The sequence below is a fragment of the Okeania sp. SIO2F5 genome (genome assembly GCF_010692685.1).
Classification (GTDB): Bacteria; Cyanobacteriota; Cyanobacteriia; order Cyanobacteriales; family Microcoleaceae; genus Okeania; species Okeania hirsuta.
Genome location: NZ_JAAHGU010000052.1, coordinates 15451 through 28139, shown reverse-complemented (window position 1 = coordinate 28139; position 12689 = coordinate 15451). Strand labels below are relative to the sequence as shown.

Below are 12689 nucleotides of genomic sequence, written 5' to 3'. Positions count from 1 at the left end.
ATTATTTTTTCTTTTCCACTTCTTCCGTTTCACCATCTTCATCAGTGCCTTCATAACTAATTATCTGACTCTTTTCAATGGTACTTTCAGTAGATGGCCTCAAATTATAGGCTGTGGCCTTTGGTAGTTGGCAAAACGTCAAGCCTGCGGAGGCTATTAACCCAAAAATGATAATATTCTGTTTCATAGTAGTAGATGAACCCTGTTTAGTTGTTTTAGATAGACTCGCGATGCTCTGCAACCTGTAAAAAGTGGGTTGTTGCAAAAGACCTCTTGTCTTCCAATGAACCAGTCTGCAATTATAAAAGAAGCATAGGCACGACCTGATGGATCACAAAAGCCGGAAGTGAGGTGTTAGTAGTCTTAATCACTATTTTCTCCCCAATCCTGCTATTTGGGATGTGGAGACTAAGCCATTAGGGAGTTAAACCATCAGGTAATTAGTCCATCTAGGAGTTATCCATCAGGGGCATCTACTATTTCATTTAACTATCAGGGTGTATCTCCATCTGCAGTTCTGAACTAGCTGTTTATTTTATAAATAGACAGCTTTTTTTAATTTGAGGGTTTACTGGTTTGTACAGCATTTTCTAGAGACTTCTTGCAGAAGTCAAGGAATAGGGAATAGGGAATAGGGAATTGTTGATTTCATATATTTAATTGATTTAATTAAAACTTTTGCAAGAGGTCTTAGGAAAGAAAGACGGAATAAGTAGGAAGGATCGAACTCAAGTCCCAAACTTTGAATCAGGTCTTTATTAAGTTCTAGAACAGATATTAGGTTCAAATCTTCTCAGCCTTAAAAAAATGTAATGCTCTTGAATTTTAATTGGGTTTAAACTTACGTTTTACATGGTTTTTATCCCTAAATTTCATACTATAAATTATTGTATTCCCAAATATTTATGTAACTGCACTGATAGGCGGTAATTAGGATATTCTTGGAGTAATTCTAGGACCAATGGTAAGGCAAGATTACGACTGTACCATTCTGGCTGGAGAAAAACTGGAATATTATTATTTGCCAGTAAAATTTTACTATAAAATTCTAACTCTTTACCAGTTTCTATTACTAATTTTATTTCTGATGCCCGCATCCACATCTGTTTTACAACTGGATATTTAGAACTAATATGTTGTTTAGGGCTAAGGGTTATCCAAGTCTGATGTGAAATTTCTTGCCAATAGCAACCGGATGTTTCTATAGAAACTTGTCTGCCAGTAGCTTCTATTTTGTTCACTAGATTAGGTAACTGTTTATGGATAAAAGGTTCACCACCAGAAATAACAACTCTGGGAGAAAATAACTCATTAATTAACTCATCAAAAGTTCTAATTTGCCTTGGTAAATCAACTCCTCCATTGGCATAACCAGTATCACAATAATGACAGCCTACTGGGCAACCAGCAAGACGAATAAAATCTACTGGTGTACCTGCCCAATGGCCTTCCCCTTGAATGGTTTTTTGGAAAGTTTCATGTATGGGAATTATTAGTTTTTCTGTCATCAGAAATTAACAAAATAAAATAAAGTGTTTTTTTGTCGGGTATTGCTATCTATACCTATATTTTCTTCTCTTATAAAATATTTTTAATTATGGTAAAAATATAGTAATTTTTAGAACTTACAGCATATTTCAGCTCGGTGAGATACATCTGTTGCGGGCAAGATGCCCGCACGACAAAGACTCTAACCTTAATATTTGTACCTCATATATCTGCAGTCTGCTGTATATCATGTCCAGTTGAATAGTTATCAATTATATTATCAACTTTTAAATTAATTTTATTCCTTCTTTCTTCTTCCTTATTTTAATCAATTACAGGGTTAAGTTTTTCTTTTTCAGTTGTTAGTTTCCTGGGTACAATAACGGCTAAAGCTAAAGGAACTACCTGGAAATGTGCTGGAGTATAAGTAACAATTTCCCCGTCTGTATTAATAGGACGAGGTTTGCGGGTATAAACATTAAATACAGAACCAGAGAGGAAACGAAATCCAAAATTTTCTTGATATTTTCCTTGCCATATAGAAGGCAACATACCAATAAATTGCCAACAATACTTGATTTCTAAACTGTATAAATCTAGTCTTTGGTCATCAATAGCAGCATCGTGAGCAATAGTCATACCACCTCCATAATGTTTGCCATTTCCTACCGCAACTTGCAAAGTTTTAACTATTTTTGTTTCACCATTGCAGCAAATTTCTGCAGTAAAAGGGCGACTTTTTAAAATCATTTTACTGGCAGTAATAGCATAAGCTAATACACCCCATCGACGTTTTGCTTCTTTAGTTAAATTGTTAGTAATATCTACACTTAATCCGATACTAGCAACATTGAAAAAATATTTTCCATTAACTACACCTAAATCTATATAACGTTTTTTACCTGTAGCGATCACTCGACAAGCTTCAAACAAAGAAACAGGAATTCCTAAAGTTCTAGCTAGATCGTTAGCAGTGCCTAGTGGTAAAATTCCTAAGGGTAAACCTGTGTCTACTAGAGCATCTACTGCCAAGTTTAATGTGCCATCTCCACCACCAATAATTACCATATTTACCTGGTTTTTATAGTTTTGAATAAAATGGTTAAAATCCTGGGGATATTGAGTTTCTTTGCAGATAATTTCTAGACCAAAATCTTGTAAATAAGTTAAGGCTAAATTTAGATTATCTTGAACTTTTCTGGCATGATAATTTACTAATAAAAGAGCTTTTTTTGATTCTATCTTATCTGGGTTCATAAAGAAAATTAAAAGTTAAAATTCAAAATTTTAAAGTAATAAAAAAAGGCAGGATTTAAGTAAGTAAATTGTTTAATAGTTTACTGAGTAAGGTCTGTTTTGATGGGAAGTAGCAAATGGAATAACTGTATAGCAATTATATTTCATTTGTGAGATTTTAGTGCTAATTAGGAGTCATAAATCGTCAGGGTGATTCGCGTAATTAGGAGCATTCCCTAGGAAATAACCCGTACAGGAGTCAGAATATCAAAGGATTTTGATTAATCTTAATTGTTCTTAAATTCTATCAAAATCATTTCTGATTGCTATATAACCGGATTTCATATTAGATATCTCCAAAAATAAAAAATCAAATCAATTATCAAGTAGAAACCGTCAATTATTTTCCCCCTATTCCCTACTCCCTCTTTTCTGGAGATATTTATTGAATTTAATAACATATTTTTGTAGAATTTTGTTATCTTTGAAAAAGAATTTTTGACTGGTTATGACAAACAGTTTGATTCAACCTGAGCAAAATTTCGCTATTTGGGCAATTCTTCTCTCAGCAGCAACTATTGGTTTTTGGTCAGAACAGAAAAAGTGGGGTGCAAGTATATCTGGTGCTGTCATAACTATGCTAGTAACATTTTTTCTGTCGAATCTAAGAATTATACCTATTGATGCTCCTGTCTATAATGTAGTTTGGTCTTTTCTGGTTCCCTTTTCTATTCCTCTGCTTTTATTTCAAGCTAATATACTACAAATTATGCATGAATGTGGGCGAGTTTTAATTGCTTATTTTTTAGGTGCTTTGGGAACAATTTTGGGAACTATACTAGCATATTATTTGATTCCTATAGGCGAGTTAGATTGGAAATTAGCTGGAGTTTTCTGTGCTACTTATATAGGTGGATCTGTGAATTTTTTTGCCACTGCTCAAATTATCGAATTAAATTTAGATTCAGGAGATTTGTTAGCTGCAGGAACAGCAGCAGATAATTTGGCTATGACTTTGTTTTTTCTACTTTTATTTGCTTTACCTTCTCTGAAATGGGTAAAACAATTTTTTCCTGGTAATAATTTGCCTCAAGATACAAGCTTCCTAGAACAAAGTAAAAGGAATTTTTCTGAGTCACTCACACAAGAATTATCGGTTCTAGATATGAGTAAAGCATTAGCTATTAGTGGAATATCAGGTGCACTAGGCATTAGTATTGCTAGTTTATTAGGTATTCCTAAAGCAGCAATTTTATTCACCACTATTTTAATAGTTTCTCTAGCCACAATATTTCCCCAATATTTAGGAAAATTAACAGTAGCAGACAAAATTGGTACTTTGTTAATGCAGATATTTTTTGCCGTAATTGGAGCTAGTGCTAATATCTGGAAAGTTCTAGAATTTGGACCAGTTTTATTTTTTTTCGCTGGGGTAATTTTGACAGTTCATTTACTTTTTCTGTTACTAGCTGGTAAATTATTAAACTTAGAATTGGCTGAGTTAGTTGTCGCTTCTAACGCCAATTTGGGAGGTCCTACTACTGCTGCTGCTATGGCAAAAGCGAAAAATTGGTATCAATTAGTAACTCCTGCCATTCTTTGTGGTATTTTTGGTTATGCTCTAGCTACTTTTATTGGAGTTGCTTTAGCTAATTTTTTGGGTTAAAAAATAGGGTAAGGAGTCAGGAGTCAGGAGTCAGGAGTCAGGAGGAACGGGGAGTTGTAGGGGCATCTATCTGAATCGCCCGTACAGAAGAATAGTCCCTTAATTTTTTTGCCTCGCGTTACCCCAAAATCCTCACTTTTTCAGCTCTATTGATCGAAAAGCTGGTACTTTTTCCAGACCTAAAATTGCTCAAAGTTTTATCTGTCAATGCTTTGCTATTTGATCGGCAAACCCTACCTATTCCCTACTCCCTAAAAAAGTTTAAATTCATCAAATTTTACTACTTCAGAATTAGGTTGTCTAGTATCAAAATAGTAACTACTAACTTTTCCTGTCTCGGTCTCAAAAATACTAAAAACTGTAATATCATTACTAGCAATATAAGGTTGAGCTTTTCTCTTTTCATCTAGCAAAGGTGCAATGGTTGGAATTATCGGTTCTAAACCATTAGGATTTCCAATTTCAGCATATTTTTCCTGATAATCTAAAGGTATATTTCGCTTTTTATCTCCTACATAAGCTCCATAACTATTACCTACATTGGATGTTTCTAGAAAGTGCATTCCACTCGGACTAATAAAGCGATTCCAAAGATGAGAATGTCCGTAAAATACTAACTGTACCCCAGCATTTTCTAATAATGGTAAAACATCTCGAATAATATAGTCATTTTTTTGGGGATATTCATAACGAATCATCGTAATATTACCATTTTCATCGCGGTCAATATATTGGATGGGATTAGTATAAGCAGGAATAGCATTTTCACCTAAAGAATGGGGCGGATGGTGAAACATTACGACTTTATATTTAGCTTGTTTAAATTCCTGACTTGCCAACTCTTTTTCCAACCAATTATATTGCTCGCTACCTTGATTAATAGGTTCAAAAATATGTTGACCATAACCCCATTCAGCCGGATTATCAAAATCTTTTTTCTGTTCCCGATATTTGCCTCTAGCATTATCATCTAAACGGGGAACTCTCCAGATATTCGTAATATATAAAACTATTAAACGTACATCGCCAAAAGTTACAGCATAGTAATTTTTTTCCTCTGAATTATTTTTAGGCAGGGTAAAAATCTCTTGGTAAGTATCAGTATTAAAAGAATTATTTTTTAACCAAGCTATATCAGGATTGATATTTGTAGAATTTTGCCTATATAAATCTGACGCAGCGTCTCGTGGGTAGGGTTGACGAAATTGGTAATTCAAAGAATTTTTCATGGAAAATATACCCATAACTTCGTGGTTGCCAATTGTGGGGAAGAGAGGCATATTTTGAATTAACTCTCCTCCTGTGTAGATCGTTTTTTTACCATTTTTTTCTAGTTCATAATTTGCTCTACCTTGGAGATTACAAAAAAAAGCATTTCCTCGATTATCGTCAAACCATTCTGAAGCACGGTCAGGAATATTAACTAAATCTCCAGCAAAAAAAATAGCGTCTAATTTATCAAAAGTTTCTGTGACTTTTTGTAGATTTGCAGAAGTCATTGGTTTTAATTGATGGTCGGAAGTTAGGAGAATTTTTAAAGATGTATCTGGAGTTGGTTGAGCAGCTAAAGTAAAAATTTTACTGCTAATATTTTCCCCATTTTCCTTTTCGCTAATAATTCTATATGGCACAGAAATATTAGGTGTTAAACCAATAACTTTTGCCTCATGTCGCCAGATATTTCGCATAATAGGTTGTTGATAAATTAAACCTTTTTCTGTTTGTTTTCCTACGCGAGAATCTTGGTCTTCTCTAGTACGACTAAGTTTAGTAGTATTTGCCTCAATAACTTGATTCAAATTTTCACCATAAACTACAAAATGACCTTTGCCAGGAAATTCAGTAAACCAAACAACTTGTACAGAATTTTCTGTCGGAGCTTGGAGAAATGGATCTGTTAAAAATTGAGCTGGAGATTCGAGAGAATACATAACTATAAATATGAAAATAACAATAATAATTAAAATACCAAAAATCCATGGATTACGATAAGAATCTCTGGGATTTTCAAATGTTTCTGGAGGAGGATAGAACATAGAAATAATATGACCAGTTTGAAAAAAGAATACTACAAGAAAGTGCATCTTGATTATAGATGTTTAAAGTGAGTATAAGCATTCAGCGGTTAGCGGTCAGCTATCAGCTATGAGTTATTAAGTCATTATCTTGGAAGAAGGAATTAGTATTCAAGAAGTGAAATATGTTTGCGCAGCATGACCTAGGAAATGAAATAGTCCTTTCAGCTAACCTTGGTCATTGTTTGATTCTTTATTTCAAAAGCTGATAGCTGAATACTTACCGTAATCCTTTTGATTGTACTGTTTCTTTTGATTATCAAAATCAAAAGGATTCATCAAACATTATGATTTTGCTGAAGGTACATTTGATGATTTTTTTTGAATGTTTTATTAATAGAGAAGTAGACTGAGGAGATTACTTCGAGCATTTAGTTGGTTTGGTGCAACATAAAAGCGATAAAAATGTGCTGTTTTTAACTTATGAATCTATGAAAAATAACCCCAAAATAAATATTATTGCTATAGCAAAATTTTTATGCGATCGCTATGTAGAAAAAATCGAAAATTCACAAATTCTAGAAAGCATTCTTTACCATACAAATTTTACTCGCATGAGCAAAAATAAAAGTCGTTGGTCTAGTCAACGTCCTGCTAAGATGACTCTATTTATTCGTCAAGGAAAAGTGGGAGATTGGAATTCACATTTCTCAGTTTATCAAACTCAGAGATTAAGTCAAAAATTGAAGATGAGAACTGCTGGTACTGAAGCTGAAAATTTATGGCAAATTCCTGAATAATATTGTTCATAATGTTCTGCTCCATCAAACTAATACAATTTTTCTTAATGTTCTGAAATTAAAGTTATCACACCAAATTAAATATAAAAAGATACACTTTAATCAATCCGGTTTACAACTTTTAACGGAAGAATTTAAATTAATACAGTTTATATTTTAATAGTCTAATTCTCAAATCAATATGCTAATAGTCCAAAAATACGGTGGTACATCAGTCGGGTCTGTGGAAAGAATTAAAGCAGTGGCCCAACGTATTGCTAAAACAGCCAGCGATCGCTCGGTAGTAGTAGTCGTTTCAGCAATGGGAAAAACCACAGACGGTTTAGTTAAACTAGCAAACGAAATCTCTTCCAACCCCTGTCGTCGAGAAATGGATATGCTACTATCCACAGGGGAACAAGTGACCATCGCTCTGATGAGCATGGCCTTGAAAGAGTTGGGAGTGCCAGCTATTTCTCTTACCGGAGCGCAGGTAGGAATAGTCACAGAAGCTGAACATTCCCGCGCTCGTATTTTACATATTCAAACCGAACGCATAGAAGAACATCTCCAAATGGGAGAAGTTGTAGTCGTTGCAGGTTTTCAAGGTATTAGTCAGACTCGCCACCAGGAAATCACAACATTAGGTAGAGGCGGTTCGGATACTTCTGCAGTTGCATTGGCAGCAGCACTCCAAGCAGAAAGGTGCGAAATATATACAGACGTACCTGGAATCTTAACAACCGACCCCCGCATAGTACCCGAAGCACAGTTAATGTCAGACATTACCTGTGATGAAATGTTGGAGTTGGCAAGTTTAGGGGCAAAAGTGCTGCATCCCAGGGCAGTTGAAATTGCTAGAAATTATGGAATGCCATTAGTAGTTTTATCTAGTTGGAGCGATGCTCCTGGTACTCGTGTAGTTTCCCCAATACCCCAACATCGTGCTTTGCAAGATTTGGAGTTGACAAAATCTGTAGATGCTGTGGAATATGACATTAACCAAGGAGGAGTTTCTCTGTTGCACGTTCCCGATCGCCCTGGTGTGGCAGCTAAATTATTTGCTGGTATTGCCGTACAAAATATAGATGTAGATTTGATTATTCAGTCTATTCACGAAAGTAATACTAATGATATTGCCTTCACTGTCGGGAAAGATACCTTGAAACAAGCGGCAGCGGTAGCGGATGCTATACTACCTGCTTTAGGTAAGAATTCTGACCCCACTTTGGGCGAACCGGAAGTCAAAACACAAGAGCTACCTATTGCTAAAGTCAGTCTTGTGGGTGCGGGAATGATCGGACGACCACAAGTAGCAGCAAAAATGTTTGAGACTTTGGCAGCAGCAGGAGTAAATATATTAATGATTTCTACTTCGGAAGTTAAGGTCAGTTGTGTGGTTGATGCAGAAGACTGTGAAAAGGCAGTTCATTCTTTGTGTCAAGCATTTGATGTGGATGTTGCAGATATTTCTAGTAACTCTGCTGCTTCTGAGTCGGAAGAAGTTTCCTCACCAGTGCGAGCAGTTGCTTTAGACATAAAGCAAGCAAGACTCGCAGTGCGTCAAATTCCGGATCGCCCAGGAATGGCAGCCAAAATATTTGGTTTGTTGGCGCAGAATAATATTAGTGTGGATATGATTATCCAGTCACAACGTTGTCATAGTGTGGATGGGGTTTTGACTCGCGATCTTGCTTTTACTGTCTCCCAACCAGAGGGAGAAACTGCATATCAAATTTTGGTAAATGCAGCATTAGAGTTTGGTTGGGGAGAAGTGGTGTTGGAGAATGCTATTTCTAAAGTGAGTGTAGTCGGTTCTGGAATGATTGCCCATCCAGGGGCGGCAGCACAAATGTTTGAGGCGTTGGCAGCAAGTAAAATCAACATTTTGATGATTGCTACTTCGGAAATTAAAATTAGTTGTGTGGTAGAAGAGGAGGATGGTGTAAAAGCGTTGCAAGCTATTCATAAAGCTTTTGGTTTGTCTGGTAGTGAGGTTGTTAAAGTTCCAGCATATTGAAGAAGGAGTCAGAAGTCAGGAGTCAGAAGTCAGGAGGAAAAAAGAAGGAAGAGAAGAAGAAAGTTTTTTATTACTAATTAGGCGGACTGGATATAAGTTATTATCCGAAAATAATGGAAAAAATGGTAAGCATTTAGCTGATAGCTGACTGCTGATAGCTGAATGCTTACATTTAGACTAAGTTAAAGACTTGAGCATCCCTTATGAAACGACTAATTTCTATAATTATCAGTTTACTTATTCTGACAGCTATCTATTGGAAAATTGATTTTACTGGACTGATAAAAGTATTCCAAAATTCTCACCCTGTATGGATGGTAATCAGTGTTAGTATGATAGCGCCATTGACAATGTTAACTGCTTGGCGGTTACAACAATTAATGCCAAAAAGAGGGAGTAAATCATCATCTTATCTAAATTTTAGAGAAGCAAATCAATTAATTTTAGCTGCCAGTGTATTAAATATGATATTACCCTCAAAAATGGGAGATATTGTCAAAGCTTATTTTATGAAACAAAGAGGACATTTAGAGGGAAGTTTATCTCTTTCTCTAGTGATATTTGAAAAGGCTTGTGATTTAGTTTCTTTGTTAATATGGTGTGCTTTTGGATTGATTGTTTATCCAGAAAAAGATTTATTATTTTGGGTAATGACTGCCGGAGTCACTTTAGGATTAATTATTGGATTATTATTATTATCTTCTCGCAAATTTACCAATATATTTTTTCAAATAGCACGAAAAATTGCTCCGAAAAAAATAGATTCAAAGATTGATAGTTTAGAGCATTCTTGGATAGAAATGCACAGATATTTTTGGCACGACAAAGCACAATTAACCAAAATTGCTACTACTTCAATATTTATCTGGTTCGGGCATTTATTACAAATTTGGTTTTTTACTCTAGCGTTAAATGTTTCGGTTCCACTTTTGGCAAGTTTAGCATTATCTCCCTTAGCAATTTTGGCTGGATTATTACCTTTAACTTTTGCTGGAGTTGGTACTCGTGATGCTGCTTTTATTCTGTTTTATCAACCTTATTTTTCTACAGAAGTTGGAGCAGCTTTAGGATTACTTTGTACATCCCGTTATGTATTACCAGCAATTGCTGGTTTACCATTTTTCGGACAATATTTAATGGCTATGGAAAAAATGCAGAATATTAGAAAATCTCAGTAAGCATTTAGCTGTCAGCAATCAGCAATCAGCCATCAGCCATTGCTTTTTTTTAGTTCTAGATAAAAGCTTGACTAATACCAATTTGATAAATGTTTTGTACATTTTATTCAGCGGGGGAGTAGGGGAGTGAGGGAGTAGGGGAGAGGTAAAATAAGAATAATTAACAATAAATGGCTAATAATTATCGAAAAAAAATTCAGCTTGTGTTAATTACTTAATAATTGAAATGTCACTTAAATATAGCATTCTTTTTTCAAATTGGTATAATAGTTTCAAATTTTAAATGTTAAAGCGCTTCCCGTTGTTATGAGGTACACCTGTCGCGGGCAAGATGCCCGCACTACAATGATTTTACTATTCAAGCTTGTACCTCATTTGCCCGAAATATGCTGTAAATAATTTCGGTAAATTACTGTAAAATTAAAGTTCTGTAGCTCTATAAAATCTTACTTTTAACTTTTAACTTTTAACTTTTGAATTGACTATGTCACAAATAACTTTCAACTTTAAATGTTCAATAATTTCGGTAAATTACTGTAAAATTAAAGTTTTGTAGCTCTATAAAATCTTACTTTTGACTTTTGACTTTTGAATTAACATGGAAATTATTAGGGATAAAAAGTTTGGTTTACCAGATTTTAAGTTTTTCCTTGAAAATCAAATACTGCCATATTTAATTATTGCTTTTGGGGTAGCTTTAAGGTTAGTTCAATATTTATCTAATCGTTCTCTTTGGGCGGATGAAGCGGTTTTGGCTTTGAATATTGTCAATCGTTCTTATTTGGAATTATTCCAACCTTTGGATTATGACCAAGGTGCCCCAATTGGTTTTTTGATGGTAGAAAAATTGGCAGTTAAGATATTAGGGAATAACGAGTATGCTCTACGATTATTTCCTTTTATTTGTGGCGTAGGTTCGTTGTTTGTATTTTATGAATTAGCAAAAAAGTTGATTCCTAAATCTGCTATTCCTATCGGTTTAATTTTGTTTGCCAGTTTGGAATACTTAGTCTACTATTCCGCAGAAGTAAAACAATATTCTAGTGATGTAGCGATCGCTCTCCTTTTATATCTATTATTACTACCTTTGGTTAAGGCAAAATTGAACTTTGGTCAAATAATTAAATTTGGTTTGCTCGGAGCGATCGCTATTTGGTTTTCTCATCCTTCTATCTTGATTTTGGCAAGTATTGGGGGTAGTGCTTTACTAATTAATTTATGGCATAAAAACTTTAGTCAAACCAAACAGTTATTAGTAATTTACTCAGGTTGGTTATTAAGTTTTATCATTTTCTATTTTGTATCTCTGATAAATTTAACTGGCAACGAAACTCTCACAACTTCTTGGGGGGATGGTTTTCCTAATTCCCCATTTGATATTATTTGGATGTTAGATACTTTTGGCAAATTTTTCTATAAACCTTTGGGTTTTACTAAATGGATGGATGGATTAGCTATTATCCTTTTTTTAGTAGGTTGTATTTCTTGTTGGTTGAGCAGAAAAGAAATTTTGTTGTTGTTACTTTCTCCATTATTCGTAACTTTTTTAGCATCCTTTTTACACCAATACCCATTTCGGAGTCGTCTAGTTTTATTTCTCACACCATTCGTAATTTTTCTCATTGCAGCAGGTGGAGGTTATATTCTGAGTAAACCTAAATCTCGACCGATAAAAATTATTGGGATTTTATTGGTTATCTTATTGTTATATAAACCCTTATCAAAAGCTATTGATTCGATAGAAGACCCGAGAACTTATTCAGAAATTAAACCTGTGCTGAATTATATTCAAAAACATCAGCAACCAGGAGACATTTTATATATTTATCAACGAGGTATATATCAGTTTCAGTATTATGCAGAAAAATATGGTTATCAAGAGGGAGATTATATTATTGGTGTGGATGACTTAGATAAATATGACGGTCAAGAATTATCAATTGCTGAAATGACAAGATATGAAAAAGACTTAGATAAACTGCGGGGGAATAAAAGAGTTTGGTTATTATTTTCTCATACTCATATTCCCGCAGAAAGGAGATTTTTAAATTATTATTTGGATGAAATTGGTCTGAGAATGGATACCTTTGAAAAACCAGGGTCTTATGTATATCTATATAATATGAGTTATAGCAGGGAACAGTAGGAAAAGCATTTCTTTATCTAAGGTTAATCATCCGCATAAGTCCTAACCAACTCCTTGCTTGCTATAACAAAAAAACAATACAGTTTTGTTTGAATTATTTGTATGAAGTAAAATTCTAAAAAACCCTAGAAAGTGTGGGGTAGAAAATTTATTTCTAGGGG

General features: G+C 34.4%; 9 protein-coding genes and 1 pseudogene. 6 read left to right on the top strand and 4 right to left on the bottom strand.

All coding sequences use genetic code 11. The features are described 5' to 3' along the window. Position 1: 1 nt before the first annotated feature. The 3 genes from F6K27_RS17335 to F6K27_RS17325 all read right to left on the bottom strand — a co-directional run bounded on the left by F6K27_RS17335 (position 2) and on the right by F6K27_RS17325 (position 2745). Complete coding sequence (locus F6K27_RS17335; protein ID WP_287277044.1) at positions 2-187, bottom strand: hypothetical protein; 186 nt, start codon at positions 185-187, stop codon at positions 2-4. A 697-nt stretch (positions 188-884) separates the two neighbouring features. Further along, positions 885-1508: a 7-carboxy-7-deazaguanine synthase QueE gene (locus F6K27_RS17330; RefSeq protein WP_287277042.1), complete on the bottom strand. Its 624-nt coding sequence runs from the start codon at positions 1506-1508 to the stop codon at positions 885-887. A 304-nt stretch (positions 1509-1812) separates the two neighbouring features. Next, the gene (locus F6K27_RS17325; RefSeq protein ID WP_287277040.1) at positions 1813-2745 is read right to left on the bottom strand and encodes a lipid kinase; all 933 of its coding nucleotides are present in this window, start codon (positions 2743-2745) and stop codon (positions 1813-1815) included. A 487-nt stretch (positions 2746-3232) separates the two neighbouring features. Here F6K27_RS17325 and F6K27_RS17320 point away from each other — a divergent pair, with 487 nt between their 5' ends. After that, positions 3233-4390 carry a DUF819 domain-containing protein gene (locus F6K27_RS17320; protein WP_287277039.1) on the top strand — a complete coding sequence of 386 codons (1158 nt, stop codon included), beginning with the start codon at positions 3233-3235 and terminating at the stop codon, positions 4388-4390. A gap of 251 nt (positions 4391-4641) precedes the next feature. On the opposite strand, the gene F6K27_RS17315 is transcribed toward F6K27_RS17320, so the two are convergent. Beyond that, positions 4642-6426, bottom strand: coding sequence for a metallophosphoesterase (locus tag F6K27_RS17315; RefSeq protein ID WP_287277080.1), 1785 nt, complete (start codon positions 6424-6426; stop codon positions 4642-4644). 404 nt (positions 6427-6830) lie between these two features. Between F6K27_RS17315 and F6K27_RS17310 the strand changes: the two are divergent. The 5 genes and pseudogenes from F6K27_RS17310 to F6K27_RS17290 all read left to right on the top strand — a co-directional run. Further along, positions 6831-7205, top strand: a pseudogene (locus F6K27_RS17310) (sulfotransferase domain-containing protein); the annotation flags it as partial. Between the two features lie 181 nt (positions 7206-7386). Continuing rightward, the gene (locus F6K27_RS17305) at positions 7387-9204 is read left to right on the top strand and encodes an aspartate kinase (RefSeq protein WP_287277037.1); all 1818 of its coding nucleotides are present in this window, start codon (positions 7387-7389) and stop codon (positions 9202-9204) included. Continuing rightward, entirely contained in the window at positions 9182-9352 is a 171-nt protein-coding gene (locus F6K27_RS17300) for a hypothetical protein (protein WP_287277036.1), read from the top strand. The genes F6K27_RS17305 and F6K27_RS17300 overlap by 23 nt, the downstream gene beginning before the upstream one ends. 55 nt (positions 9353-9407) lie before the next feature. After that, positions 9408-10382, top strand: a complete 975-nt coding sequence (locus F6K27_RS17295) for a lysylphosphatidylglycerol synthase transmembrane domain-containing protein (RefSeq protein WP_124145640.1) — start codon at positions 9408-9410, stop codon at positions 10380-10382. Positions 10383-10980: 598 nt separating this feature from the next. Beyond that, on the top strand, positions 10981-12528 hold the full coding sequence (locus F6K27_RS17290; protein WP_287277035.1) for a glycosyltransferase family 39 protein: 1548 nt from the start codon (positions 10981-10983) through the stop codon (positions 12526-12528). The last annotated feature ends 161 nt before the right edge of the window (positions 12529-12689 follow it).

Coding starts and splice junctions, on each gene's coding strand:
- F6K27_RS17335 (WP_287277044.1), bottom strand. CDS start 187: ATGAAACAGAATATTATCATTTTTGGGTTAATAGCCTCCGCAGGCTTG.
- F6K27_RS17330 (WP_287277042.1), bottom strand. CDS start 1,508: ATGACAGAAAAACTAATAATTCCCATACATGAAACTTTCCAAAAAACC.
- F6K27_RS17325 (WP_287277040.1), bottom strand. CDS start 2,745: ATGAACCCAGATAAGATAGAATCAAAAAAAGCTCTTTTATTAGTAAAT.
- F6K27_RS17320 (WP_287277039.1), top strand. CDS start 3,233: ATGACAAACAGTTTGATTCAACCTGAGCAAAATTTCGCTATTTGGGCA.
- F6K27_RS17315 (WP_287277080.1), bottom strand. CDS start 6,426: ATGTTCTATCCTCCTCCAGAAACATTTGAAAATCCCAGAGATTCTTAT.
- F6K27_RS17305 (WP_287277037.1), top strand. CDS start 7,387: ATGCTAATAGTCCAAAAATACGGTGGTACATCAGTCGGGTCTGTGGAA.
- F6K27_RS17295 (WP_124145640.1), top strand. CDS start 9,408: ATGAAACGACTAATTTCTATAATTATCAGTTTACTTATTCTGACAGCT.
- F6K27_RS17290 (WP_287277035.1), top strand. CDS start 10,981: ATGGAAATTATTAGGGATAAAAAGTTTGGTTTACCAGATTTTAAGTTT.